Annotated in this window: 25 protein-coding genes; 18 read left to right on the forward strand and 7 right to left on the reverse strand. The window is 67.0% G+C overall.

Translation table 11 applies throughout. The features are described from left to right. Positions 1-15 precede the first annotated feature (15 nt). The 7 genes from JOF56_RS50020 (at position 16) to JOF56_RS50050 (ending at position 8699) form a co-directional block, all read left to right on the forward strand. Entirely contained in the window at positions 16-1257 is a 1242-nt protein-coding gene (locus JOF56_RS50020) for an activator-dependent family glycosyltransferase (protein ID WP_209646485.1), read from the forward strand. 12 nt (positions 1258-1269) lie between these two features. Further along, positions 1270-2553, forward strand: a complete 1284-nt coding sequence (locus tag JOF56_RS50025) for an activator-dependent family glycosyltransferase (protein ID WP_209646486.1) — start codon at positions 1270-1272, stop codon at positions 2551-2553. A gap of 15 nt (positions 2554-2568) precedes the next feature. Continuing rightward, positions 2569-3834 (forward strand): activator-dependent family glycosyltransferase, encoded by a 1266-nt coding sequence (locus JOF56_RS50030; protein WP_209646487.1) that lies wholly within the window; start codon positions 2569-2571, stop codon positions 3832-3834. Between the two features lie 9 nt (positions 3835-3843). Next, positions 3844-5121 carry an activator-dependent family glycosyltransferase gene (locus tag JOF56_RS50035; RefSeq protein WP_209646488.1) on the forward strand — a complete coding sequence of 426 codons (1278 nt, stop codon included), beginning with the start codon at positions 3844-3846 and terminating at the stop codon, positions 5119-5121. Then, positions 5099-6367, forward strand: coding sequence for an activator-dependent family glycosyltransferase (locus JOF56_RS50040; protein ID WP_209646489.1), 1269 nt, complete (start codon positions 5099-5101; stop codon positions 6365-6367). Before JOF56_RS50035 ends, JOF56_RS50040 begins: the two co-directional genes overlap by 23 nt. 23 nt (positions 6368-6390) lie before the next feature. After that, a complete protein-coding gene (locus tag JOF56_RS50045; RefSeq protein ID WP_209646490.1) occupies positions 6391-7653 on the forward strand; it encodes an activator-dependent family glycosyltransferase in 1263 nt (420 codons plus the stop codon). Positions 7654-7715: 62 nt separating this feature from the next. After that, the gene (locus tag JOF56_RS50050) at positions 7716-8699 is read left to right on the forward strand and encodes a glycoside hydrolase family 113 protein (RefSeq protein ID WP_209646491.1); all 984 of its coding nucleotides are present in this window, start codon (positions 7716-7718) and stop codon (positions 8697-8699) included. Between the two features lie 54 nt (positions 8700-8753). Here the strand turns inward: JOF56_RS50050 and JOF56_RS50055 are convergent, their stop codons facing one another. After that, the gene (locus JOF56_RS50055; RefSeq protein ID WP_307855631.1) at positions 8754-10535 is read right to left on the reverse strand and encodes an ABC transporter ATP-binding protein; all 1782 of its coding nucleotides are present in this window, start codon (positions 10533-10535) and stop codon (positions 8754-8756) included. Positions 10536-10894: 359 nt separating this feature from the next. On the opposite strand from JOF56_RS50055, the gene JOF56_RS50060 reads away from it, so the two are divergent. Then, positions 10895-12157 (forward strand): activator-dependent family glycosyltransferase, encoded by a 1263-nt coding sequence (locus tag JOF56_RS50060; protein ID WP_209646492.1) that lies wholly within the window; start codon positions 10895-10897, stop codon positions 12155-12157. A gap of 65 nt (positions 12158-12222) precedes the next feature. Here the strand turns inward: JOF56_RS50060 and JOF56_RS50065 are convergent, their stop codons facing one another. Continuing rightward, a complete protein-coding gene (locus JOF56_RS50065) occupies positions 12223-12906 on the reverse strand; it encodes an LmbU family transcriptional regulator (protein ID WP_245378749.1) in 684 nt (227 codons plus the stop codon). A gap of 166 nt (positions 12907-13072) precedes the next feature. Here JOF56_RS50065 and JOF56_RS50070 point away from each other — a divergent pair, with 166 nt between their 5' ends. From JOF56_RS50070 to JOF56_RS50080, 3 genes are all read left to right on the forward strand, one after another. Next, positions 13073-13501 carry a helix-turn-helix domain-containing protein gene (locus JOF56_RS50070; RefSeq protein WP_209646493.1) on the forward strand — a complete coding sequence of 143 codons (429 nt, stop codon included), beginning with the start codon at positions 13073-13075 and terminating at the stop codon, positions 13499-13501. 95 nt (positions 13502-13596) lie between these two features. Continuing rightward, a complete protein-coding gene (locus JOF56_RS50075; RefSeq protein WP_209646494.1) occupies positions 13597-14100 on the forward strand; it encodes a hypothetical protein in 504 nt (167 codons plus the stop codon). Beyond that, positions 14093-15310 carry an MAB_1171c family putative transporter gene (locus JOF56_RS50080; RefSeq protein WP_209646495.1) on the forward strand — a complete coding sequence of 406 codons (1218 nt, stop codon included), beginning with the start codon at positions 14093-14095 and terminating at the stop codon, positions 15308-15310. The genes JOF56_RS50075 and JOF56_RS50080 overlap by 8 nt, the downstream gene beginning before the upstream one ends. Positions 15311-15316: 6 nt before the next feature. On the opposite strand, the gene JOF56_RS50085 is transcribed toward JOF56_RS50080, so the two are convergent. Together JOF56_RS50085 and JOF56_RS50090 are read right to left on the reverse strand one after the other, a co-directional pair. Beyond that, a complete protein-coding gene (locus JOF56_RS50085; protein WP_307855632.1) occupies positions 15317-16258 on the reverse strand; it encodes a pirin family protein in 942 nt (313 codons plus the stop codon). Further along, on the reverse strand, positions 16255-16587 hold the full coding sequence (locus JOF56_RS50090) for a GNAT family N-acetyltransferase (RefSeq protein WP_307855633.1): 333 nt from the start codon (positions 16585-16587) through the stop codon (positions 16255-16257). Before JOF56_RS50090 ends, JOF56_RS50085 begins: the two co-directional genes overlap by 4 nt. Positions 16588-16668: 81 nt before the next feature. Here JOF56_RS50090 and JOF56_RS50095 point away from each other — a divergent pair, with 81 nt between their 5' ends. Then, on the forward strand, positions 16669-17235 hold the full coding sequence (locus JOF56_RS50095) for a sigma-70 family RNA polymerase sigma factor (RefSeq protein WP_372448410.1): 567 nt from the start codon (positions 16669-16671) through the stop codon (positions 17233-17235). Here JOF56_RS50095 and JOF56_RS50100 read toward each other — a convergent pair. Further along, positions 17232-17786 carry a cysteine hydrolase family protein gene (locus JOF56_RS50100; protein ID WP_209646497.1) on the reverse strand — a complete coding sequence of 185 codons (555 nt, stop codon included), beginning with the start codon at positions 17784-17786 and terminating at the stop codon, positions 17232-17234. The genes JOF56_RS50095 and JOF56_RS50100 overlap by 4 nt on opposite strands. Before the next feature lie 72 nt (positions 17787-17858). Between JOF56_RS50100 and JOF56_RS50105 the strand changes: the two genes are divergently transcribed. After that, entirely contained in the window at positions 17859-18794 is a 936-nt protein-coding gene (locus JOF56_RS50105; RefSeq protein ID WP_209646498.1) for a GlxA family transcriptional regulator, read from the forward strand. On the opposite strand, the gene JOF56_RS50110 is transcribed toward JOF56_RS50105, so the two are convergent. Beyond that, a complete protein-coding gene (locus JOF56_RS50110; protein WP_209646499.1) occupies positions 18763-19656 on the reverse strand; it encodes a zinc-binding dehydrogenase in 894 nt (297 codons plus the stop codon). The two genes, JOF56_RS50105 and JOF56_RS50110, sit on opposite strands and share 32 nt — an antisense overlap. Before the next feature lie 174 nt (positions 19657-19830). On the opposite strand from JOF56_RS50110, the gene JOF56_RS50115 reads away from it, so the two are divergent. Genes JOF56_RS50115 through JOF56_RS50135 form a run of 5 tightly spaced genes read left to right on the forward strand, consistent with a single transcriptional unit; the run spans position 19831 to position 23786 of the window. Next, positions 19831-20346: a hypothetical protein gene (locus tag JOF56_RS50115; protein ID WP_209646500.1), complete on the forward strand. Its 516-nt coding sequence runs from the start codon at positions 19831-19833 to the stop codon at positions 20344-20346. Further along, positions 20343-21233 carry an ABC transporter ATP-binding protein gene (locus tag JOF56_RS50120; protein WP_209646501.1) on the forward strand — a complete coding sequence of 297 codons (891 nt, stop codon included), beginning with the start codon at positions 20343-20345 and terminating at the stop codon, positions 21231-21233. The genes JOF56_RS50115 and JOF56_RS50120 overlap by 4 nt, the downstream gene beginning before the upstream one ends. After that, on the forward strand, positions 21223-22041 hold the full coding sequence (locus JOF56_RS50125) for a DUF2705 family protein (RefSeq protein WP_209646502.1): 819 nt from the start codon (positions 21223-21225) through the stop codon (positions 22039-22041). The genes JOF56_RS50120 and JOF56_RS50125 overlap by 11 nt, the downstream gene beginning before the upstream one ends. A gap of 12 nt (positions 22042-22053) precedes the next feature. Next, positions 22054-23139, forward strand: coding sequence for a sensor histidine kinase (locus tag JOF56_RS50130; protein ID WP_209646503.1), 1086 nt, complete (start codon positions 22054-22056; stop codon positions 23137-23139). Further along, positions 23136-23786, forward strand: coding sequence for a response regulator (locus JOF56_RS50135; protein WP_209646504.1), 651 nt, complete (start codon positions 23136-23138; stop codon positions 23784-23786). The genes JOF56_RS50130 and JOF56_RS50135 overlap by 4 nt, the downstream gene beginning before the upstream one ends. On the opposite strand, the gene JOF56_RS50140 is transcribed toward JOF56_RS50135, so the two are convergent. Next, entirely contained in the window at positions 23779-24891 is a 1113-nt protein-coding gene (locus JOF56_RS50140) for an epoxide hydrolase family protein (RefSeq protein WP_209646505.1), read from the reverse strand. The genes JOF56_RS50135 and JOF56_RS50140 overlap by 8 nt on opposite strands. Positions 24892-24935: the final 44 nt, after the last annotated feature.

The raw sequence follows: 24935 nt of genomic DNA on the forward strand, positions 1-24935 counted from the left end.
CCGAGGGAGTAGCGCATGCGCGTGCTGTTCGCCGTCTGCCCGAACAAAAGCATTTTCCAGTACCTCGCGCCGATGGCGTGGGCACTGCGCACCGCGGGCCATGACGTTCGCGTCGCCGCCCAGCCGAAGTTCGCCGGTGTGATCACCCAGGCCGGCCTGACCGCCGTGCCGGTCGGCCGGGACACCCCGACCTCGGAACTGGAGAACCCGGCTCAGCGGGCCGCGGAACGAGCGGGTCTGCCCAAGCCATACGACGTGGCCGAGCACCCGGAGAAGAGCACTTGGGAATACCTGCACTCCGGGTACAGGCACAACGTCGGCTGGTGGCATCGGGCCGAGAACTTCCCGATCGTCACCGACCTGGTGGACTTCGCCCGGTGGTGGCGTCCCGACCTGGTCATCTGGGAACCGATGACCTTCGCCGGCGCGGTCGCGGCCAAGGCCGCCGGCGCCGCGCACGCCAGGATGCTGTGGGGCCAGGACGTTTTCGGGGTCGCCCGCAGCGAGTTCCTCCGGCACAAGGCAGACCGGCCGCCCGAGGACCGTGACGACCCGCTGTCCGACTGGCTTGCCGGTTACGCCAAGAAGTACGGCTTCGAGTTCACCGAAGACATGACCACCGGCATGGCCACCATCGACCAGTTCCCCGCTTCGCTGCAGCAGCAGTCAAACCTGCGCTACCTGCGCACGAGGTACGTTGCCTACGGCGGGCCGGCCGTTGTCCCCGACTGGCTGCGGATCCCACCACCACGCCCGAGGGTCGCCCTGACCATGGGCCTCAGCGCGACCGAGCACTACGACAGCTATGTCGTCGGGATGGGCGACATCCTCGAAGCACTGTCCGATCTGGACATCGAAGTGGTCGCGACGGTCGCCGACGATCAGCGGCGCGGGCTGAAGATCCCGGACAACGCGCGAGTCGTCCCGTATGTGCCGTGGTACGCCCTGACAGCCACCTGTGCCGCGGTCATCCACCACGCCGGTGCGGCCACCTTGGCCACCACGTCGTTGCACGGTGTCCCGCAGCTGGCCATCCCGTTCCATTTCGACCAGACGATCTACGCGAGAAAGCTCGCCGAACACGGTGCCGGTCTGATGGTCAGTACCACTCAGGCGACCGGGTGGACTGTCCGGGAGAACCTGCTGCGGCTGCTGAACGAACCCACCTTCCGGCAGCGGGCCGAGCACCTGCGCGACGAGATGTTCGCGCTGCCGTCGCCCAACGAACTCGTTGCGCGGCTGGAAGAACTCCGCTGATAAGGAGAACCCATGCGAGTGTTGTTGGCCACCGGGTCGGACAAGAGCATCTTCCTGTCCTCGGTACCGCTGGCGTGGGCACTGCGCACCGCGGGCCACGAGGTGCGTGTCGCCTGCCCACCGAGCAACGCGGACGTGGTCACCGGAGCCGGACTGACCGTCGTCCCGGTCGGCCGGGACAGGATGAGCTTCTGGCACACCGCCGAGGTGGAGCGCGACCAGGAACAAGACAGCGAGCCAAGTGACGCGGCGGATCTGATCCGGCCGTACGACGTGGCCGAAGCACCCGGGAAAGCCACGTGGCGCTACCTGACCGACGGGTATCGGGAGACGGCAGTCGACTGGCACCGCGCGGACGCCATGCCGGTCGCCGCCGATCTCGTCGCCTTCGCCCGGCATTGGCGGCCTGACCTCGTGCTGTGGGAAGCGATCAGCTACGCCGGCCCGATCGCGGCAAAGTCCTGCGGGGCCGCGCACGGCCGGCTGCTGTGGGGACTGGATGTGTTCGGCGTCACCCGGGATCACTATCTGAGGCTGCGCGAGCAACAACTACCCGAGGACCGGGCCGACCCGTTGGGCGACTGGCTCAGCCGCTACGCCGCGAAGTACGACTTCGAGTTCACCGAGGACATGGTCACCGGCCAGTTCACCGTCGACCAGCTACCAGGCTCACTGCACACGCCGGCCAACCTGCGGTATGTCCCGATGCGCTACATCCCGTACGGCGGGCCCGCCACCGTACCGAAATGGCTGACCGTCCCGCCCAAGCGGCCCAGAGTCGCTGTTACGCTCGGAATCACCGAAGTCGCCGAACGGTCGGCCGGCTACGCCACCGGACTGACCGGGATCCTCGACGCACTGTCCGATTTGGACATCGAGGTGATCGCGACCATCGCGGACTCCCACCGGCACAACCTGGGCGATCTCCCTGACAACGTCAGGATCTTCCCGCACGTACCGCTGGACGCGTTGGCACCCACCTGCGCGGCGGTCATCCACCACGCCGGCTTCGGAACACTCACGACCACGTCGTCATACGGCGTGCCACAGCTGGCACTGCCGGTGGAGTTCGACGAACCAGCGCTGGCAAGAAGTCTCGCCGGACAAGGCGCCGGGCTCACCATTGCGGCCGGTCAGGTCTCCGGCCAGGCCGTCCGTGAGAACCTGCTCCGCCTGCTGCACGAACCGTCTTTCCGCCAACGCGCCGGACGGCTGCGTGACGAGATGCTCGCCATGCCTTCCCCAGGCGAGGTCGTGACCCAACTGGAAGACCTCGCTGCCACTGTCACCGTCTGACCGAAGGAACGACCCATGCGCGTCCTGTTCACCACCCAGCCCGGCAACACCGTGCTCAATACGATGGTGCCGCTGGCGTGGGCGCTGCGCGCCGCGGGGCACGACGTGCGGGTGGCCGCCAAGCCCAAGTTCGCCGACGTCATCACCCAGGCCGGACTGACCGCCGTACCCGTCGGCCGGACACACGGCGGGCCGGACCACGACGACGACCCGGAGGAGCCGTCCTACGCGGCGCAATGGACAGTGCCCCCACCATTCGACGTGATCGAGCGATCAGCACAGGACATCACCTGGGAGAAACTCAAGTCCCGCTTCGACGCCGACCACGTCACCTGGGACTACAAGGCCGAGAACTTCCCGCTCATCGCCGACCTCGTGGCCTTCGCCCGGCAATGGCGGCCCGACCTGGTCATCTGGGAACCGTTCTGCCCGGCCGGGGCGATCGCCGCCGCCGCCGTCGGCGCTGCCCATGCCCGTCTGCTGTGGAGCGTGGACTACTTCGGTGTCGCGCGGGATCTCTATCTCCGGGTGAAGAACCAGCAGCCGCCCGGCGACCGGGTCGACCACCTGGCCGGCTGGCTCGCCGACTACGCGGCCAAGTACGGCGGCCAGTTCTCCGAAGAGCTGGTCACCGGTCAGGTCACCATCGAGCAACTCCCCGAGTCCCTACGCATGCAGGCCGATCTCGAATACGTCCCCATGCGGTACGTGCCCTACGGCGGGCCTGCCGTGGTCCCGAAATGGCTGACCGTCCCGCCCGAACGGCGCAGGGTCGGTCTCACGCTGGGGCAGAGCATCATCGCCGAGCGCAGGGACGGCTACATCGTCGACCTGCCGGACGTTCTCGACTCACTGTCCGATCTGGACATCGAGATCGTCGCCACCGTCGCGGACAAGGAACGCCACAAGCTGGGCCACATCCCGGACAACACAAGGCTCGTCCCCTACGTCCCGCTGCACGCGCTCACCGCCACCTGCGCGGCAGTGATCCACCACGCCGGCATCGGGACCATGGTCACCACCACGCTCGACGGTGTACCCCAACTGTCCCTGCCGTGGAACTCCGATCAGCCGGCATTGGCGCACAAACTCGCCGAGCAGGGCGGCGGGCTCACCGTTCCCGCCTTCCAGGCAACCGGCGCCGCCGTGCGTGAGAACCTGCTCCGCCTGCTGCACGAGCCGTCCTTCCGCGAACGGGCCGGGAAGTTGCGCGACGAGATGCTCGCCATGCCCACGCCCGCAGAAGTCGTCCCCCAGCTGGAAAAACTCGCGGCCAGGTAAGAGGAAGTCATGCGGATCCTGTTGACCGTCTGCTCGGACAAGAGCCTCTTCTACTCCATGGTGCCGTTGGCGTGGGCACTACGCACGGCCGGGCACGAGGTGCGCGTGGCCAGCCAGCCCAAGCTCGCCGACACGATCACCCAGGCCGGACTGACCGCGGTCCCCCTTGGCCGTGACCACCGGATCTGGCAGGCGCTGTCGCGCAACCCGGAGAAACGCCGTGCGGTCCGGGCCGGTCTGCTCGAGCCCTACGACGTGGTGGAACGGCCGGACGTCACCTGGGAGCACCTGATCAAGGGCTATGACCATCAGGTCACCTGGTGGCACAAGGCCGAGAACTTCCCGATCGTCGACCAGCTGGTGACCTTCGCCCGGCACTGGCGACCGGACCTGGTCATCTGGGAACCCGTCAGCTACGCGGGATCCATCGCCGCCGAGGCCGTCGGCGCCGCGCACGGCCGTCTGCTGTGGAGCATGGACGTCTTCGGTCTCACCCGCGAACGCTTTCTGCGGATGAAGTCCATTGAGGACAATGCGGGAGACCCGCTGCGCGAGTGGCTCGCGGCCAACGCGGCCAAGCACGGCGTGGAGTTCTCCGAGGACCTGGTGACCGGGCAGTTCACCATCGACCAGTTCCCGTCTTCACTGCGCATGTCCGCCGATCTCGACTACGTGCCGATGCGGTACACGCCCTATGGCGGGCCCGCCGCCGTTCCGCAGTGGCTGACCGTTCCACCCGAGCGGCCCCGGGTCGCGCTTACGCTTGGCATCACCGCGACCGACCACTTCGACGGCTACACAGTGAATCTCCCGTCGATTCTCGACTCACTGTCCGATCTGGACGTCGAGATCGTGGCCACGGTCGCGGACAAGGAACGCCACAAGCTGGACCGTGTTCCCGGCAACGCCAGGATCGTCCCGTACGTCCCACTGCACGCCCTGGTCCCGACATGCGCGGCCGTCATCCACCATGCCGGTCCCGGAACCCTGGCGACAACATCGTTGCACGCGGTTCCCCAGCTCACATTGCCCTGGGATTTCGACGAGCCGGCCCTGGCCCGCAAACTCGCGCGACAAGGCACCGGACTGACCCTCGACCCCACAGCCGCCACGGGTGAGACCGTCCGAGACGGCCTGCTACGCCTGATGAACGAACCAGTTTTCCGTGCCAGCGCCGAGAAGCTGCGTGACGAGATGCTCGACATGCCCACCCCCAACGACATCGTCACGCGGCTGGAAGAACTCACCACCGGAAGGCAGAGCCATGCGCGTCCTGTTCGCCACTGAGCCGGGGTACACCCTGTTGCAGTTCATGGTGCCGTTGGCCTGGGCGCTACGCACCGCCGGCCACGAGGTTCGTGTCGCCAGCCAGCCGGACTTCGCGCCGCAGGTCACCGAAACCGGCCTGACCGCCGTACCCGTCGGCCGGAACTTCATGGCCACCATCGGTCCCGACGAACCTGACGACGTCATGAGCGCGCCGTTCGACGTCGTCGATCATCCCGAGCGAACCACATGGCAGCACATGAAGACCGGGTACCGCCAGCAGCTTGACGAGTTCTACAAGCCGGTCAACTTCCCAGTGATCGCCGGCGTGGTTGAGTTCGCCAAGCACTGGCGGCCGGACCTGGTCATCTGGGAACCCGGGTGCTATGCGGGCGCGATAGCGGCCACGGTCGTGGGCGCCGCGCACGCCCGGGTGCTGTGGAGCCGGGATATCTTCGGCGTCGCAAGGGAACACTATCTGCGGCTGAAGAACGGCCAACCGCCGGACGACAAGGGTGACCCGCTGGCCGAGTGGCTTGCCTTCCATGCCACCCGCAACGGCGTGGAGTACTCCGAGGACATGGTGTGCGGGCACGCCACGATCACCACCTTCCCGGAATCCCTGCGCATCCAGTCCGGCCGGCTGCACTACGTTCCCATGCGCCACGTGCCCTACGGCGGCCGGTCGGTCGTTCAGCCCTGGCTGTGGAAAACCACTGAGCGGCGCAGAATCGCCCTCACATTGGGAAGCAGTGTCGTCTACGAACACCCTGGCGGGCACATCCTCGACATCAGGGAGATCCTCGCCGCGCTGGCCGAGGAGGATGTGGACGTCGTGGCCACCATCGCCGAAGAGCAACAGCGGAAACTGGGCTCTGTTCCGGACAACGCCACCGTTGTGGCGTTCGCTCCGCTCAACGAGCTGGCCGCGACCTGCGACGCCGTCATTCATCACGCCGGTCCGGGAACCCTGGCCACCACTACGCTGCACGGCGTACCGCAGCTCGCTCTGCCATGGGAATTCGACGAACCGGCCATCGCCGACATGCTCGCCGGGCAGGGTGCGGCACTCACGACACACGCGGCACTGGCAACCGGCGACACGGTCCGGCGGGATGTGCTCCGGCTGCTGGACGAGCCGTCGTTCCGGAAGGCCGCCGGCCGGCTGCGCGACGAGATGCTCGCCATGCCCGCCCCGAACCAGGTCGTCCGCGACCTCGAAGAGCTCACCGCCCGGCACCACGGCGCCTCCGCCGGGCAGCACTGACCGATCCCCTGGGGAGGCAAACCATGCGCGTCCTGGTCACGACTCATCCGGGCAACACCGTCTTCTATCCCATGGTGCCGTTGGCGTGGGCTCTGCGTGCTGCGGGTCATGAGGTGCGCGTCGCGAGCAACCCGGACTTCGCCGGCACCATCACCCAGGCCGGGCTGACCGCCGTTGCGGCCGGCCGGAACGTCCGCCTGCTCAACCTCGGCGACGAGGCAGACGAGTCCGATGTGGACACCGGACTCAACGCGCCGTACGACGTGGTCGAGGCGCCGGAGAAAACAACCTGGGAGTACATGAAAGCCGGGTACGAGCAGGACGTCCCGGGGTGGTTCACCGCCTTCACCGGGCCGGTCCTGGGTGACCTGGTGGCCTTCGCCCGGCAGTGGCGGCCCGACCTGGTCATCTGGGAACCGACCAGCTACGCCGGGCCGATCGTGGCCAAGGCGTGCGGTGCCGCGCACGCCCGGATGCTGTGGAGCCTCGACGTCTTCGGCGTGACCAGAGGTCACTACCTCGGACTCAAGCAGCGGCAACCGCCGGACGACCGCGGCGACGCCCTGGCCGAGTGGTTCACGAAGTACGGCAAGAAGTACGGCGTGGACTTCTCCGAGGACATGGCGACCGGCCACTTCACGATCGACCAGCTTCCGCGGTCGCTGGGCATCGAGGCCGACCTGCACTACGTCCCCGTGCGCCACGTGCCGTACGGTGGGCCGGCGAGTGTTCCGCGTTGGCTGTGGACCCCGCCGGAGCGTCCCCGGGTCGCGATCACCCTGGGCAGCAGCCTCATCGCCGAACGGCCCGCCGAGTACAACTTCGACCTGCGGGGCGTTCTGGATTCCCTCGCCGGTCTGGACATCGACATCGTGGCCACCATCGCCGACGAGGAACGAGGCATGGTGCCGGACGTCCCGGCGAACACCACCATCGTTTCCTATGTCCCACTGCACGCCCTGGCACCGACGTGTGCGGCGATAATCCATCACGCGGGCATCGGAACCCTGGCGACCACGTCGTTGTACGGCGTACCGCAACTGACGCTGCCGTGGGAATTCGACGAACCGCTGTTGGCCCGGAATCTCGCCACGCAGGGCGCCGGCTTGGCCATGAATCCCACCGAGGCGACCGCCGAAACCATTAGGCGGAACCTGCTCCGGCTTCTCGAGGAACCTTCCTTCACGAGTTCGGCCCAGCGGCTGCGCGACGAAATGCTGGCCATGGCCGCACCACGGGATGCCATTCCGGAAATCGAAGAGCTCACCTTCAAGCATCGCGCATAGTGTGCTATTTTCGCATTATGGGGTCAAGTCTTGTCCACAAAGGAATAAATTACAGCGTCGGCATGAACCATGTCGGCGATGGGTGTACCCGTGAACTATGGCGGACAGATCTCGTCGAACAGGAACTCCGGGTCATCCGCGACGAGCTGAACTGCACTTCGGTGAGCATCTACGGCACCGAGATCCCCCGGCTGATCGAGGCGACGGGCATCGCACTGTCACTCGGCCTCACCGTGTGGCTGCAACCCCGGCTGTTCGACGGCACCACAGCGGAAACTCTCGACCACCTGACGGAGACCGCACGGGCCGCCGAACAACTGCGCACACACCATGAAGACCTGATCCTGAACATCGGTTGCGAGTATTCGCTCTACACCACCGGAATCATTCCCGGTGAGGATTTCATGGAAAAAGGCTTCCCCTTGGGCTCACCGCGCTGGTGGCCTCTGCTGCCACTGTTCAACAAACGGCTGAACGTCCTGCTCGCCAACGCCGCGGTGGTGGCGCGATCGCATTTCAAGGGGGCGATCACGTACGGCTCCGGCCTGTGGGAGAAGGTCGACTGGACCCCGTTCGACATCGTCGGGTCGAACCACTACCGGCACGAGTTCAACGAGGCGAGCTACCTGCGCGACCTTCGCAGGCTGCACCGGTACGGCAAGCCGGTGGCCATTCTGGAGTTCGGCTGCGGGAGCTACCGCGGAGCCGAGAAGGACGGGCCACGGGCACAGCGCCTGGTCGACTGGACCAGTCCCGGCAAGCTGGCGGTACTGGAGTCGGCACCGCCGAGGAAAGAAGCCGTACAGGCCCGGTACATCGCCGAGCTGGTCAAGATCTATTCCACGGAGAACGTGTTCGCCGCGTTCGCCTTCGAGTTCATCCAGCCGGCCTCGCCCTATTCGCCGGATCCGCGCCACGACCTCGACCGGGCCGGCTACAGCGTGGTCAAGGTCTATCCCGACGGCTCCGAGCGGCCGTACTCAAGCGGCTACTGGGAACCGAAGGCCGCCTTCCACGAACTGGCCAAACACTACCGCTCGTTGTAAGGACTGTGAGGGCCGCGACATCCTGGCCCTCACAGTCCACTGCGGACGCCGTGGCTACTGGGCGGCGATCAACTGCGTCGCCGCCAGTTCACGGTAGAGATCGTCGTTCTCGACGAGCTCGTGGTGCGCACCGATCGCCCGCACCCGCCCGGCTTCCATCACCACTATCCGGTCCGCGCGGACCACAGTGGACAGCCGGTGCGCGACTACCAGTACGGTGGTCTCCTTGGCGGCGTGCTCGATCGCCTCACGCAGCGCGAGCTCGTTCAACGCGTCCAACTGGGATGTCACCTCGTCCAGCAACAGCAGTCGCGGCCTTCGCAGCAACGCTCGGGCGACGGCGATCCGCTGCCGCTCACCGCCGGACAGTGTGTTGCCACGATGGCCGACCTTGGTGTCCAGCCCATCCGGCAGCCGTGCGACCAGGCCGTCGAGCCGGGTACTCACCAGCACCCGATCAATGTCCTCGTCGCTCGCGTCGTCGACGCCCAGCAGCAGGTTCTCCCGCAGTGTGCCGGCCAGTACCGGCGCGTCCTGTTCGACATAGCCGATCGCGGACCGCAACCGGCCCAACGGCCAGTGCCCGATATCGCGCCCGTCGAGGGTGATCTGTCCGCTGTCGGGTTCATAGAACCGTTCGATCAGCGCGAACAGCGTCGACTTGCCCGCGCCGGACGCGCCGACGAACGCGGTCACCCCGCCCGGCGGGACATCGAAGCTCACACCGTGATGCACCGCGGATTCGGTGTCCGGATACCGGAAGACGACATCCTCGAACCGCAGCGACGCGGACGTGCGGGTGTCGTCGCCAGGCAGCGCCCGATGTTCGATGTCAGCTTCCACGTCGAGCTGCTGCACGTCACGGATCCGGCGCACAGCCGCGACGCCCGCGCTGAACTGCGCCACCGAGTCGAGCAGCTCGGTCGCCGGTTCGATCAAGTAGAACAGGTACAGCAGGAACGCGATCAGCGTGCCGAGTGCGGTGTCGCCCGAGGCCACCCTGGCGCCGCCGATGCCAAGCACTGCCAGGAAGGACAGGTGGATCCCCATCATGGCGATCGCGCCCATGGCGCCGTCCATCCGGGCCAGCTTCACACCGTACTTCCAGGCGCGGTCGGAAGCCGCGACCGCGTTGGCCTCCACCTGTGTCTCGACACCGGTTGCCTTGATCGTCCGGAACGCCCCCAATGAACGTTCCAACGTGTTGCCGATGTCCCCGAGCGATTCCTGGACCGTGACGTTGTAGCGGGTGTAGACCGGGGCCAGGATTCCGACCAGGATTCCGCACACGACGAGCACGCCGAGCGTGACGAGAACCAGGACCGGCTCCATCACGACCATGGCCGTCAGGATCGCGACCATCATCAGGATGCCCTTGACCGAGTCGATCAGGGCGTGGCTGACCGCCTGGTTCATCAGGGTGGTGTCCGTGCTGACCCTGGACATCAGGTCGCCCGGTGGGAATCTCGCGAACTGCGACACCCGCAACCGCAGGATCCGGCGGATCAGCTTCAGCCGGGCGTCCCGGACGACCGACTCCGCGGTACGGCCGAGCAGAAAGCTGCCGAGCAGGGAGAACATCGCACTGGCGAGCACCGCCACGGTCAGCAACAGCAGCAGTCCCCCCACCGTCTCGTTGCGCTCGAGCGCGTCCACCAATTCCTTGGTGACCATCGGTTCCAGTAGCCCGGTCAGGCCGCCGAGCAGGCCCAGCACACCGCCGAGCACCACTGTCCAGCGATACGGACGGGCATAACCGAGCAATTCTCGCCATGCCGACAAGGTGAATACACTGACCTCGTCGGTCTCGTCAGTCTCGGATTCTTTCCGGTCCACCCGGTTCCTCCAGTCGACGCCGCATCGGCAGCCGAAATCGATACGCGGAAAGGCGCGATCAACCAATACCCCGGACGCCATCATACTGACGCCGGAAGCCACGGCGCCGAATCCGGCGGCAGTCTTTCCCGCCAATGCTGTCTCGCCGGCGGGACGACCGGCGTGCGGACGCTTTCCGCGGGATCACAACAATGATCACTCTTGCGAACGGCCGGGAAAATCGAAATCCTTGACCGCCGGGGCCCGTGCCACGCGCCGCTGGACGGCGTTCGCGCCCCTGCCATCCGCAGCCGAGCCGAAAACCGCCGCGACAAAACCGACCGAAAAACACAACTGGCTGTCCAGCGATCAGGAGAACCATGCGCGTCCTTTTCACCACGCTTGCCAGTCCCACCCTGCTGTACTTCATGACTCCATTGGCGTGGGCGTTGCGCACGGCCGGCCATGAGGTACGCGTGGCGTGCGAACCGGATTTCGTGGAGAACGTCACCAACGCCGGACTCACCGCCGTCCCGATCGGCCCGAGCGCCGAGGAAATGGACGAGGACGAGGACGAAGACGAGGACGAAGAAGACGGCCAGGTACCCCCTCCCTATGACGCGGCTGTGTCTCCGGAGAGCGTCGATTGGGACCACATGCTGACCGGATACCGCGAAGCCGTCGTCGGATGGCACAAGCTCCTGAACGAGGATCTCATTCCCGATCTAGTGGCCTTCGCCCAGCAATGGAAGCCTGATCTGGTCATCTGGGAACCCGGCGCCTACGCGGCGGCCGTCGCGGCCAAGGCGAGCGGCGCCGCCCATGCGCGAATCCTGTGGTGCCTGGATATTTTCGGAGTCACCCGGGAGCACTACCTGCGGCTGAAAGATCAACGGCCGCAAGCAGACCGTGAGGATCCCCTCGCCGAGTGGCTCGCGGAGGAGGCCGCCCGCCACGGCGCCGAGTACAGCGAGGACATGGCCGACGGCCAGTTCACCATCGAGCAACTCCCGCCGTCAGTCCAGTTCCACGCCAAGCAGCTGGACTACGTGTCCCTGCGCTATACCCCGTACGGGGGCCCCGCGTCCGTCCCCGCCTGGCTCTGGACGCAGCCCGAGCGGCCGCGCGTCGCCCTCACTCTCGGCCTGAGCCTGCCCGCGGAACAAGACCGCTACGCGGTGAACATCCAGGACATCATCGACGCGATCGCCGACCTCGACATCGAGATCGTCGCCACCGTCGACGACAGCCAACGGCACACGTTGGGGACCATCCCCGACAACGTCACCGTCGTTCCGTACGTGCCCCTCCACCATCTCGCCCCCACGTGCTCCGCGATCATCCATCACGCCGGAGCCGGCACTCTCGCCACCACAACGCTGTACGGCGTGCCGCAGCTCGCCCTGCCGTGGGACTTCGACGAGCCGTTGATCGCCGAGAGTCTTGTCAAGAGTGGGGCGGGCCTGATGGTGCCGGCCGCCGAAGCGACCGGAGCGTCGGTTCGCGACAACCTCGTCCGGCTGCTCAACGAACCCGCTTTCCGGCAAGGCGCCGAACAGTTGCGTGACGAGATGCTCGCCATGCCCTCAGCCAGTCAGTTCGTTGCGCAGCTTGAAGAACTCGCCGCGAAGCACCGGCCGTGAGTAAGGCCTGACGGGTGATGCCGACAGTGGCGAACCACTGCCGGCATCACCCGTACCCCGCGTTCTCAGTTGTCCAGGACGTTCTGCCGGCCCGCGGTCTGCAGTACCTCGGCCGCCGCGTTGTCGAGCACGCCGACCATCCAGTCTTCGAACGTCTTCTCGGTGTCCGACGCCGCGGCCCGCATCCAGCGCTGCTTCTGGCTTGGCGGCACAGTCATCTGGATCTTGAGGATCCGATCGGCCGCCGCCGCGTCGCGGCCGGCCTTGCGGCTGGCCCGCACCCGGTTGCGCAGTTCATTGCGCGACCAGCCGAACTTCTCCGCCCGGTCGAGCCACTGGTCCTGCTCGAGCGGTGTCAACGCGGCCAGTTCGGCGTGGTGCTGGAAGCTCAGCGCCGGTCGTCTGCGGGCGACCGCGTACTGCCGGGCGACCCAGGCGTAGTTGCGCAGCGTCTGGTAGTCCAGGGACGTCTGCTCGATGGCCTGCTTGTACAGATCGGGGTACTGCGCCTGGCCGTAGATCAACCAGTCGCCCAGCCACCAGGCCGACGAGACCGAGACGGCGTTGATCTGGTGACCGATCCTGCTCCACTCCTGGATCTCGACACCCGGCGGAAGACTGAAGCTGGTGCGTCTGGTCGAAGTCGTGTGTGGCAACCGCCCCCATCCGGCGCCGTTGTCCAGTTGCCTGGACAGTGCCCGCTGGTGAACTCCTTCGCCGCCCGAGGGCTGCTTGCCTTGCGTGTCCAACCTTCCTCCCGTGGTTGCACATGACTAAGCTCACTTGAGTTCATGTTTTCGCCAACAAGCATAAACTGGCGTAAATCCAGCCGTCAACTGGCGTGGACGAAATAAAACCGTGTTCTTCAGGCTAGTTGACACGTTGCTACACTTGACCCCCCGGGAGGAGGGATCCATGGCGGATACTTCGTCGGCGAACGAAGACACCCTGGCGGCGAAGGTGGACCACCTCTTCCGCACAGTCCGGCCCCGCAGCGGCAAGGAGTACAGCTTCGAGGAGGTCGCGGAGACCATCCGCGCCGGTGGCGGCCCGACCATCTCGGCGACATACCTGTGGCAGCTGCGTAAAGGCCTGCGGGACAACCCGACCAGAAGGCACCTTGAGGCGCTGGCCGGGTTCTTCGGTGTCCCGCCCTCCTACTTCTTCGACGCCTCCACCACCAGCCAGGTCGACGCGGAGCTGGCGCTGCTGGCGGCGTTGCGCGACTCCAACGTGCGGCAGATCGCCCTACGGGCGTCCGGCCTGTCGTCCAAAAGCCTCGGCGCGATCACCGAGATGGTGGAACGCGCCAGGGAGATCGAGGGCCTGCCGGACGCACCGTGACACGGCCGAACGGTCCAATCGCCATCCGCACCATCCCGGATATCGGGTTTCAGGCACTATGAGGGACAGGCCCCTTGCCCGTCCCTGGAGGTGTGTTGAGCGCGGAGCTGCGACGGCTGCGCCGCCGATGTGAGGCCATCGCGGCGGAATTGCCGCTGGTGAAGCCTTTCGACGTGCGTGAGTTATGCCGTCTGGTCGCGCTTCGCCAGGGCCGCCCGATCCACCTCATGCCGATCAACGGGATGTCCGAGGCGCACGGCCTGTGGCTGGCCACCGACTCCGCGGACCTGTTCTTCTACGAGGCCGGTACGGCGTTGCCGCATCAGGAACACATCATCCTGCACGAGCTGAGCCACCTGCTTTGCGGGCACTACCGCGAGGACACCACGGCAGCCGACCACCTGCGTGAACTCATCCCGCATCTGGATCCCAAGGTCATCCGGATGATGCTCCGGCGCACGTCGTATGTTGCCGCCGAGGAGCAGGAGGCCGAACTGCTCGCCTCGATCATCAGGCAGCGGGCCGGACTGGTGCGGTCCGACTCGATCAACGGCCGGATCAGGGCCGCGTTCGACTGGCCGCGCGACACACATGGGTGAGCTGCTCCGGCACAACGGCCCGGCTTTGCTCGCGTGTGCCGTCATCGTCGTACGGCTGGCCCGCCACCGTCGCCACCACCGCACCGCCACCAGCACGATGGGCTGGATCGTCCTGCTGGCCATCGCGCTCTCGCTCACGGTGAAGGCGCCCCTGGTGTACCAGGCGGTCAGCGAGCTGACCGGGATACCGAACATCGGCAGGCTGATCGACCACGGCTGCATCCTCGTCGCCGGCTGGGGTGCACTGGGAATCCTGTTGCACATCAACCATCCTGAGGAGGCACGGCAGCGGTCGTTGCCGCACGCGGTCTGGATAGCCCTGGCCTTCACCGGGATGTGCGTGCTGTTCGCGTTCACCAGAACGCCGGTCGACGACGTCAGGTTCGCCGGCAGGTACGGCAGGACGCCTGGCGTGCTGGAGTACTGGCTGGTCTATCTCGCGGGCATGCTGCCGGCGTTCCTCAACAGTGCCCGGCTCGCCGCCCGTTATGCCGGCATGGCAACGGATTCCGCGGTACGTCTGGGATTACGGCTGATCAGCATAGGTGTGCTGTGCTCGGTGGCGTATCACATCCACAAAGGACTGTTCTTCGCCGCCAGGCGCTTCGGGATCCACTACCCGAAGGCATTGAGCATGCCATTGGACAGGTATCTCACGCTCGCCGCGGCCATCCTGGTCCTCATCGGTGTCACCCTGCCGAACTGGCGGTCCCCGGACGTGTTCGGCGCCTGCCGCAAACTCCTGCGGCTGCGCCCGCTCTGGCTGGCCCTCTACCGCGTCAACCCGCGGATCGCCCTGGTGCCACCACGTCCACTGGTGCTGGAACTGCTCAACCTCCGCGACCTGGAACTGCGGCTCTACCGCCGGGTGGTGGAGATCCGGGACGGCAGGCTCGCCCTGCGCGAGCACATCGACCCCCGGGTGGCCGAGGCGGCACGGGCCGAAGCCGCAGGCCGGGGCCTGGCCGGGCAAAAACTTGACGCCCTCGTGGAAGCAACGACCCTCTACTCCGCGATGCAGGCCGCCCGAGCGGGGAACGACCCGCCGTCAGATCCCTCACCGGTCGCTGTCTCCGGCGGCCACGATCTCGCCGGAGACATCGCTTTTCTCGACGAGGTCGCGCTGGCATACCGCTTCGTCAGCCGGAAACACCGACGCTGCGAACTGCGTGAACGCCTTCAGGACATGGCCAGAACCGGCCGTTCGTAACCCTGCTCAGGACGGCCTTCGTGGGCGCGGTTTGAGCCGGAGATTCGGCAGTCCCGGCGCGGGAATCCGGTCCGGGCCGTGCCCGGCGACGACTCCGAACCGTTGTGGGTCAGCACCTTCCCAGTCCGCACGGGCCGCGGCGATCTCGTCGTGGCTGCGGCCCACGAAGTTCCACCACATCACCAGATCGTCCGCGAACGGTTCGCCACCCAGCAGAATCGCCTCGGCGGTCCCGGCGAACGTCAGCGACTCACGTCCAGTTCCCAGGTACAGCAACGGTCCTGGCGTCAGTTCGACATCCGCGACCTGCACCGATCCGTCCAGCAGGAGCAGGGCGTACTCGAAGTCGGGCCGCAGCGGGATCGTCCCGCCGGCCACCGAAAGCTGAGCACCCACCAACGGCGTGTGGGTGGTCGCCGGTGAAGTGGCGTCGCCAAGCGTGCCCATGAACACCGTGGCCTCGACACCTGGGCTCCGGAACACGGGCAGCTTCGGGTGATGCTCGAAGTCAGGGGCCATGCCAGTGGCTTCAGCGGGCAGCGCGACCCACAACTGCAAACCGCTCAGCACCGTGCCGGGCGCAGACACCTCGGAGTGCGACACGCCACGGCCGCTCGTCATCAGATTCAGCTGACCGGGACGCAGGACCACGTCGTTGCCGATGCTGTCGCGGTGGCGGACCTCCCCCGCCAACGGCCAGGTGACGGTCTGCAGCCCGATGTGCGGATGCGGCAGGACCAGCATGCCGTCGTTGTGCGGGCCGAACTTGTCCAGGAAGCACCACGCGCCAACCGTAGGCAGCGAACGCTGTGGCAACGCGCGGTTGACCTTGATCCCCCGGACCCCGCCCAACGGAACTTCACGGGCCACGAAGAACTCGGCGACCGCGCCATGCGAGCCCGCCGACTCGCATGGCGTGACCTGCGGGCTGGCCTCCAGGTTGCTCACTGAGGCCACTTGACGTGGTCGTTGTACTGCTCGTTCTTGCGTACGAACGCGGCGATGAACGGGCAGACGGGCACGATCACCTCGCCGCGGGCCACGACGTCGTCCAGGGCACCCGCGGCCAGCGCCTTGCCCAGGCCTTTGCCCGCGAACTCGTCGTCGACCTCGGTGTGCGTGAAGACGAGCTGGTCGCCGTCAACGGTGAACGCGCTGAAGCCCGCCAGCGACTCTCCCAGCCAGACCTCGTAGCGGCTCTTCTCGTCGTTCCTGACAACCCGTGCCGATTCGTCAGCCATCATGTCCTTCTCGGGTGAGAACAATCGTCCAGTCACTGTACTGACGCGACACGGGCCGCATGCATTCCTGACTTGGGTGCGTTCTTGAACTACGGATCGATCCAGTACGTTGTCGTAATTGTGAGGCCGACCGACAGCGAGATCACCCAGTGGGCGTTCGCCGCCCGGCGCGGTGACCGGAGCTCTCTTGAGCGGTTCATCCGCGCCACCCAGCGGGACGTGTGGCGGTTCGTCGCGCACCTGGCCGAACCCAGGCTCGCCGACGACCTGGCACAGGAGACGTACCTGCGCGCACTGGGCAGCCTGGCCCGGTTCGAGGGGCGCTCGTCCGCCAGGACCTGGCTGTTGTCGATCGCCCGGCGGGTGGTCGTCGACCAGATCCGGGCCGCCCAGGTCCGGCCACGGCACGCGGATGTCGCCGACTGGCAGGAAGTCGCCGAGCGCACGCAACCTGCCGCGGGCTTCGAAGAGGGCGTCGTGCTGGAGGAGCTGATCCGTTCGCTGGACGCCGACCGGCGCGAGGCGTTCGTGCTCACCCAGACACTCGGCCTGTCCTACGCCGACGCCGCCGAAGTCTGCGACTGCCCAGTCGGCACGATCAGGTCACGCGTGGCGCGAGCCCGCGACGACCTGATCACAGCCATGAGCGACACCGGCAACCCACGGCGCCGGTTCGCGATCTAGAGCAGCTCCAGCACAGCCTTGGTGGTAGTCACCTCGGCGAAACCGCCGGAGTGCAGGTTGGCGGCCGTGGCGCGGGCCAGCTCGTCGGCAGTGACGACCGCGCCGTCCGGGGTGGTGGCGTCGAACGTGTGCGTCGCGTCGATGGCCACCTTGACCTTGAAGCCGAGGTTGCCGCCGACCCGGGATGTGGTCTCCACGCACCAGTTCGTCTGGATGCCGATCACCACGATGTCCTCGATGCCCCGGTCGGTCAGCCATTTCGCCAGGTCGACCGAACCGTGGAAGGCCGAGTGCACGGACTTGGAGAACAACAGCGCAGGCCTGATGCCGTCGAGTTCGGGTTTGAACTCGTTGCCGGGGGTGCCGGCGCGCAGCGGCGAGTCCGGGTCCACGGAGTCGTGGCGCACCACGACAATCGGCTGACCGGCGTCCTGCCAGGCGGTCACCAGCGTGCGGATGTTCGCCTCGCTGTCAGGGTTGTTGCGCGGCGGCATGGCCGGGTCGTCGAAGCCACGTTGCACGTCGATCACGATCAAAGCTCGGGTTGTCATGGCGTTCAGCCTGCCCGGGATCACCGGCCGGCAGGGAGTGGCAAAACATGCGCGATGGGGTACTTTTCCGCCATGCAGATCGTCGGCCTGTTGATCCTGCCGGGCAGCCGTGCGTTCGACACCGCGGTGGCCACGGAGATCTGGGGCATCCAACGCCCTGATTTCGACCGGTTCGAGATGCGTATCTGCTCCCCGGGCGGCGTCTCACTCCCGATGCATCCGTTCGGGTCGATCGACGCGACGCACGACCTGAGCGGGCTCGATGACTGCGATCTCGTGATCGCGACCGGGCGGTCGGATCCACACGCGGAGGTCCCGCAAGACGCGATCAACGCACTGCAAGCAGCGCATGCGAGAGGCGCGGCGGTCGCATCGCTGTGTTCAGGCGCCTTCACGCTCGCCGCCGCCGGGCTGCTGCGCGGCAGGAAAGCCACCACGCACTGGACCCTGCTCGACGGCCTCGTTGAAGTCGCGCCGGACAGCGACATCCAGGGCGATGTCCTGTACACCGAGGACGGCACGGTCTTCACGTCGGCGGGCGTGGTCGGTAGCCTGGACCTCTGCCTGCACTTGATACGCAAGGACTTCGGCGCCCAGGCGGCCACCAAACTGGCCCGGCGCCTGGTGATGCCGCCGGCCCGGGACGGCGGGCAGCGCCAGTACGTGGACGCATCCGTGCCCGAGCGGCCACCAGCCAGTATAGCGTCCACAGTGGATTGGGCGATGGCCAGGCTTGGCGAGCCGATCGGCATCGGCGACCTGGCCGGGCATGCCGGGATGAGCGGCCGGACGTTCCACCGGGCCTTCCTGGCCGCCACCGGCAGCACCCCTGGACGCTGGCTGTCAGTGCAGCGAATCCGCCTGGCACAACGACTTCTGGAGACCACACCACTCACGGTGGCCCGGGTGGCGCAACGGTCGGGGATGGGCACCGCGTCAGCCCTGACAGCTACCGGCGGACTTTCGGCGGGCCAGGTCAGTCGATTTCCACGACGGCCTTGCCGGTGACCTGACGGCCGAACAGTGCGGCGGCGGCCTCGTCGAACTGGTTCCAGGAGCCCCGCCAGCCGATGTCGACGGTCAGCTTGCCCTCGGCGACCAGTTTGAGCAGGTGCGCCAGGTCCGCGCTGTAGCCGTTGCCGGACTGGAAGGAGACCAGGGACTTCGCCGGCGCGACGGTGGCATAGGGAGGGAAGACCGCGGGCTCGAGCGAGGTCCAGCCGATGCTCTGCAGCACGCCGCCGGTCTTCAGCAGCTCCCACGACCGCACCAGGGTCGGGCCGCCGACGTTCTCCAGCACGACGTCCACCGGCTCGACATCGTCCAAATCGGACACAACTTCCTGCGCGCCGAGCTCGGCGAGACCTTCACCGCGCCGGGCGAGCGCGACGACGTGCGCGCCCTCGATCGTCGCGAGCTGAATCGCGTACCGGCCGACGCCGCCGGACGCACCAGTGACGAGAACTCGCTTGCCCTGCAACGGACCGGACGCCCGCAGCGCACGCAACGCGGTGACTCCGGCGACCGGCAGAGTCGAGGCAACGGCCAGGTCAACGCCGTCCGGAACGACCGCGAGCTCGTTCACCGACACCGCGCGCCGCTCGGCCCACGCGCCGTCTGAGCCGAACGTGAGGACCTTCGTACCGACCGCAGGTCCGGTGCCATCGGCCGCGGACTGGGTGACCACACCGGCCGCGTCCCAGCCCATGACCTTGCCTTCGGGCGTCGTGGCCGCGTAGCCGACATCGCCGTGGTTGAGTGACGCGAATCGCACGTCGATGATCACCTGATCGGGGGACGCCACCGGGTCGGGTGCTTGCGTCAGCTTCAGGCCGAATTTGGTATCTGGGGTGGTGACCAGGGCACGCATCGCAGCCTCCGTGAACGGATCGAACTTCTCGAGCGTCCGGGTAACCACCACACCGGCCGGCCTATTCCTGCCACCGTCGACAGTGGACCACCGGGCACGTACGTAAATCTGCGTATGCCCGGAACCGCTCGCACGCGGACGATTTACCCGAACCACCCGGCCACGCTGTCGGGTATGACAGCGACACTCTCTCCGGCGCGGCCGATCGGGACGAAGCTGGCCAAGAATCCGCGTAAGGGCTGGCTGGTGATGCACATCGTGTCGGCGGGTGCGTGGATCGGCATGGACCTGGTGATGGCCGTGCTCGTGTTCACCGCGATGTGGACCAGCGACCCGCAGACCGCCGCACTGTGTTACCAGGCACTTGAGCTCTTCGCGGTGTGGCCGATGCTGACCGCGGGCGTGATCTGCCTGATCAGCGGAGTCGTATTGGGTCTGGGCACCAAGTACGGCCTGGTCCGCTACTGGTGGGTGGCCGTGAAGCTGATGCTCAACGTGGTGCTGTGCGTGCTGGTGCTGTTCGCGCTGCGCAGCGGCGTGCACGAGGCCGCGGAGTACGGCCGGACGATGACCGGGCCCGCACCCGGCGACATGGTGTTCCCGCCGATCGTGTCCACGGTCTCGTTGCTGTTCGCCACCGTCATCTCGGTGTTCAAGCCCTGGGGGCGCGTCCGGAAGGCAAAGCCATGAACCCTGTCGAGACGACCGCGCTGAGAAAGCAGTTCGGCGACATCGCCGCGGTCAAGTACCTGAATCTGACTGTGCGCGCCGGCGAGGTCTACGGATTCCTCGGCCCGAACGGCGCCGGGAAGACCACCACGCTGCGGATGCTGCTCGGCCTGATCCGCCCGACGTCAGGCTCGGTCCGGCTGCTCGGCAAGCCACCGGGCAGCCTGGACCGGGTCGGCGCGCTGATCGAAGGACCGGCCTTCTATCCGTACCTCTCTGGCCGCAAGAATCTGCTGGTCCTGGCCGACCATGCAGGTGTGGCGCGCTCCCGGGTGGAGACCGTGCTGGACGTGGTCAGCCTCGCCGGTCGGGCCGCGGACAAGTATTCGACGTACTCGCTCGGCATGAAGCAGCGTCTCGGCCTGGCCGCGGCCCTGCTCAAGGACCCGCAGCTGCTGATCCTGGACGAGCCCACCAACGGCCTCGACCCAGCGGGGATGGCCGACATGCGCGTCACCATCCGTGACCTGGCCGCAAGCGGTTGCACAGTCCTGCTGTCCAGCCATCTGCTGGCCGAGGTCGAGCAGATCTGCGACCGGGTCGGCGTGATCACCGACGGCCGGCTGGTCGCGGAGACGACAGTCGCTGACCTGCGCTCGGGCGGGACGCTAAGGGTTGTTGCGCATCCGGTCGACCAGGCGCGAGACGTCCTGACGGCCATGATCGGCGAGGCCCGCGTCCAGGCCAGCGGAACCGTGTTCGACCTGGAGGTCGACCCGGGCCAGTCCGCCAAGATCAACGCCGGGCTCGTCGGCGCCGGGGTCTCGGTCAGCGAACTGCGCTGGCACGAGCCCGACCTGGAACAGACCTTCCTCGAGCTGACCGGAGGTGCGCGTGATGTTCTCTGATCTGAGGGCAGAGCTGACCAAGCAGGTCAGCCGGCCGGCGATCTGGCTGCTGCTGGTGATCGCCGTCGTGCAGACCCTGACTTTCGCCTACGTGATCCCCTATGCCGGATACACCGGCACGGCGTCCGGACCGGTGGAGCGCGGGCTCGCCGCGATGCTGCCGGACCAGTTCGTCACCAGCGCCATCGGCGGGCTCCCGCTGTTCGTCGGCGCGTTGGCGTTGATCTTCGGCGTGCTCACCGCAGGCAGCGAATACGGCTGGGAGACGTGGAAAACCGTGCTCGCACAACGACCTTCACGGGTTCGCGTGTACACGGCCAAGCTCGCCACCGTCGCGATCGGCGTGTTCGTGTTCGTGGTGGCGTTGCTGGCGTTCTGTGCGGGTGCGAGCGTCATCGTGGCCGGTCTGGCAGACCAGCCGACGACCTGGCCAGGGTTCACCGAGATCGTCACCGGGCTCGGCGCGGGCTGGCTGGTCACGATGATGTGGGGTGCGCTGGGTCTGCTGCTGGGCATCGTGTTCCGGGGCGTCGCACTGCCGATCGGGCTGGGCCTGGTGTGGATGCTGGCGATCCAGAACCTGCTGTCGGCCATCGCGGCACCGCTGCTGGCCTGGGTGAACACCCTGCAGAAGGGGCTGCCGGGGCCGAACGCGGGCGCACTCGTGGCATCCCTGATCGGGGGCTCCGGCCCGCCGGGTGTCGACGCGATCGTCGGCGGCGGACAGGCCACCATGGTCATCGCGGCCTACCTGCTGGCATTCTCCCTGCTGGGTGGCTGGCTGCTGCAGCGGCGAGACATCAACTGAGGCTGGGGAGCGATGAAGGCCATTGACATCGCGTTCGCGCTGCTGGCGACGGTGATCAGCGTCGTCGGCAGCGCGGTCGCGTCCCGGATCACCCATGCCGGCCTCACGATCGACGTGCTCGGGCTGGTGCTGGCGGCCGGCGCCGGTATGGCGTTGATCGCACGCAGGCGGTGGCCATTGGTCAGTTTGGGTACGACGACCGCGTTCACCACGCTGTACCTGACGCTGAACTACCCGTACGGCCCGGTTGTCTTCACGTTCCTCGCCGCCGTGTACGCCGTCGGCCGCTACGAACCGCTGTCGAAGTCCGTGCCCGTAGCGGTCGTCAGCTGGCTGGTGTTCAGCGTGCACCTGCTGACCAACAAATCCGCATTGCCTGGGCTGTACGGGCTCATCCCGGTCACCGGGTTCGTGCTCATCCCGCTCGCCCTCGGCGTGATCGTGCGGGCCAATCGGGAAGCGTTCGAGCTCGCTCGGGCCGAGGCCATCCGGGAACGCGTTTCCAACGAGCGGCTGCGGGTCGCCCAAGAGGTACACGACGTCGTCGGGCACGGTCTGGCGGCGATCAAGATGCAGGCGGACATCGCCCTGCACCTGCTGACCAAGAAACCCGAACAGGCCGAGATCGCACTCAAGGCGATCAGCCAGACCTCCACCGAGGCACTCGACGAACTGCGCGCGACGTTGACCGTCGTGCGAGGCCGGGCACCCGCGCCGGGACTGGGCCTGCTGCCGGACCTGACCGACCGGATGAGCCACGCCGGTGTCGAGGTCAAGCTGAATGTCGTTGGCACACAACGAGATCTGCCAGCAGCGGTGAACCTTGCCGGGTACCGGGTGGTCCAGGAGTCGCTGACCAATGTCCTGAAACACAGTTCGGTCAAACGGGCGACCGTCCGCGTCGGCTACGAGCCCGGCTCGGTGCGGATCAAGGTGTCGAACCCGTCGTCCGGGCCGGTGCTGCCCAGTGCGGGCTTCGGAATTCCCGGAATGCGTGAACGGGTGACCGCGCTGGGCGGAGAATTCAGCGCGGGGCCGACCGAGGACGGCCTGTTCGAAGTGCGGGCCACGATTCCAACGGACGGGGACAGCCAGTGATCAGGGTGATGATCGTCGACGACCAGGACCTGATCCGGCTCGGCCTGCGCACCCTGGTGGAGAACGAGGACGGCCTGGACTTCGCCGGTGAGGCCGCCGACGGGCTGGCAGCGGTGACCGTGGCCCAGCAGACCCGGCCCGACATCGTGCTGATGGACATCCGGATGCCCGGTATCGACGGCCTGGAGGCGACCCGCCGGATCATCGCCACCCCGGACCTGGACCACACCAGGATCATCGTGCTGACCACGTTCGAGCTCGACGAGTACGTGTTCGACGCGTTGCGGTACGGCGCAAGCGGTTTCCTGCTCAAGGACACCAAACCGGACGAGCTCATCCAGGCGATCAAGCTCGTCGCCGGTGGCGGTGCGTTGCTTTCGCCCTCGGTCACCCGCCGCGTGATCTCCGAGTTCGCCTCCGGGCCGTCCCGCGCGGTCAAACCCCACCCCCGGCTGGGCACGCTCACCCAGCGCGAGCTGGAGATCGTCGGCCTGGTCGGCGAGGGCCTGACCAACGACGAGATCGCCGAACGCCTCGTGGTCAGCCCGGCCACCGCCCGCACCCACGTCAGCCGCGCGATGATCAAGCTGGGCGCCCGCGACCGCGCCCAGCTCGTCGTCTTCGCCTACCAGTCCGGCCTCACGTAAGGGATTCGAAGAACTCGCGGATGTCGCCGACGAGAATCTCCGGCTCCTCGAGCGCAGCGAAGTGGCCGCCGCGGTCGACATCGACCCACCGGACGATGGTGTGCTCGGCCTCGAGATACCGCCGCACGCCGGCGTCGTGGGCGAACACGATCGCCGCTGTGGGTACTCCCGAGTTGACCTTCTCCGCTCCCCAGCCTGCCTGCGCGTAGCCGACATAGGCCGCCGACCCGGCGGTGCCGGTCAGCCAGTAGATCATCACGTTGGTCAGCAGCCAGTCCCGGTCAAGGATCTTGTCGGGCGTGACGTGCCTGGGGTGCGTCCATTCGCGGAACTTGTCCATGATCCACGACAGCTGTCCCACCGGGGAGTCCAGCAGCCCGTACGCCAGGGTCTGCGGCCGGGTCGACTGGATGGCGATGTAGCCGAACTCCTCACGGTGGAAGGCCTGGATCCGGTTGAGCCGATCCTGCTCCAGCTCGGTGAGCTCGTCCCACTCCGCGACCGGGAAATCGGGAATCGCCATGGGACCGTTGAGGTGTACGCCGACAACCTGGTCGGGTGCGACCCGGGCGACCTCCGGGCTGACCGCCGCACCGATGTCGCCGCCCTGCACGCCGTACTTCTCGTAGCCGAGCCTGCGCATGAGTTCCGCCCAGGCGCGGGCGATCCTGGCCGTGTCCCACCCGGAATCACTTGTGGGGCCGGAGAATCCGAACCCCGGCAAGGACGGGATCACCAGGTGGAAGGTGTCGGTCAGCATCGGGATGATGCCGAGGAACTCGATGAACGACCCCGGCCAGCCGTGCGTCAGCAGCAACGGAAACGCGTTCTCGTTGGCGGAGCGTACGTGTACGAAGTGGATCCGTTGCCCGTCGATCTGAGTGGTGAACTGCGGATATTCGTTGATCTTGGCTTCAGCGTCCCGCCACGAGTACTGCGTGCGCCAGTACTCCGCCAGCTCCCGCAGCCACACGGTCGGCACGCCGGTGTCCCAGTCGTCGCCGGGCAGCGGGGCCGGCCACAGCGTCCTCGCCAGGCGTTCTTGCAGGTCATCGAGCCTGTCCTGGGCGATCTCGATACGGAACGGGGTGATCTCTTCGCTCATGAGGACAACGTTAGGACCCGGTTAGGACAGTTTCGGTCCTAACC

Source organism: Kibdelosporangium banguiense (assembly GCF_017876405.1).
Lineage (GTDB): Bacteria > Actinomycetota > Actinomycetes > Mycobacteriales > Pseudonocardiaceae > Kibdelosporangium > Kibdelosporangium banguiense.

Bases quoted from the DNA above. Each gene is read 5' to 3' on its own strand.
- JOF56_RS50140 (WP_209646505.1), bottom strand. From the start codon at position 24,891: ATGAGCGAAGAGATCACCCCGTTCCGTATCGAGATCGCCCAGGACAGG.
- JOF56_RS50040 (WP_209646489.1), top strand. From the start codon at position 5,099: ATGCGCGTCCTGTTCGCCACTGAGCCGGGGTACACCCTGTTGCAGTTC.
- JOF56_RS50110 (WP_209646499.1), bottom strand. From the start codon at position 19,656: ATGCGTGCCCTGGTCACCACCCCAGATACCAAATTCGGCCTGAAGCTG.
- JOF56_RS50060 (WP_209646492.1), top strand. From the start codon at position 10,895: ATGCGCGTCCTTTTCACCACGCTTGCCAGTCCCACCCTGCTGTACTTC.
- JOF56_RS50080 (WP_209646495.1), top strand. From the start codon at position 14,093: ATGGGTGAGCTGCTCCGGCACAACGGCCCGGCTTTGCTCGCGTGTGCC.
- JOF56_RS50130 (WP_209646503.1), top strand. From the start codon at position 22,054: ATGAAGGCCATTGACATCGCGTTCGCGCTGCTGGCGACGGTGATCAGC.
- JOF56_RS50105 (WP_209646498.1), top strand. From the start codon at position 17,859: ATGCAGATCGTCGGCCTGTTGATCCTGCCGGGCAGCCGTGCGTTCGAC.
- JOF56_RS50120 (WP_209646501.1), top strand. From the start codon at position 20,343: ATGAACCCTGTCGAGACGACCGCGCTGAGAAAGCAGTTCGGCGACATC.
- JOF56_RS50020 (WP_209646485.1), top strand. From the start codon at position 16: ATGCGCGTGCTGTTCGCCGTCTGCCCGAACAAAAGCATTTTCCAGTAC.
- JOF56_RS50035 (WP_209646488.1), top strand. From the start codon at position 3,844: ATGCGGATCCTGTTGACCGTCTGCTCGGACAAGAGCCTCTTCTACTCC.
- JOF56_RS50050 (WP_209646491.1), top strand. From the start codon at position 7,716: ATGAACCATGTCGGCGATGGGTGTACCCGTGAACTATGGCGGACAGAT.
- JOF56_RS50070 (WP_209646493.1), top strand. From the start codon at position 13,073: ATGGCGGATACTTCGTCGGCGAACGAAGACACCCTGGCGGCGAAGGTG.
- JOF56_RS50025 (WP_209646486.1), top strand. From the start codon at position 1,270: ATGCGAGTGTTGTTGGCCACCGGGTCGGACAAGAGCATCTTCCTGTCC.
- JOF56_RS50030 (WP_209646487.1), top strand. From the start codon at position 2,569: ATGCGCGTCCTGTTCACCACCCAGCCCGGCAACACCGTGCTCAATACG.
- JOF56_RS50045 (WP_209646490.1), top strand. From the start codon at position 6,391: ATGCGCGTCCTGGTCACGACTCATCCGGGCAACACCGTCTTCTATCCC.
- JOF56_RS50115 (WP_209646500.1), top strand. From the start codon at position 19,831: ATGACAGCGACACTCTCTCCGGCGCGGCCGATCGGGACGAAGCTGGCC.
- JOF56_RS50100 (WP_209646497.1), bottom strand. From the start codon at position 17,786: ATGACAACCCGAGCTTTGATCGTGATCGACGTGCAACGTGGCTTCGAC.
- JOF56_RS50125 (WP_209646502.1), top strand. From the start codon at position 21,223: ATGTTCTCTGATCTGAGGGCAGAGCTGACCAAGCAGGTCAGCCGGCCG.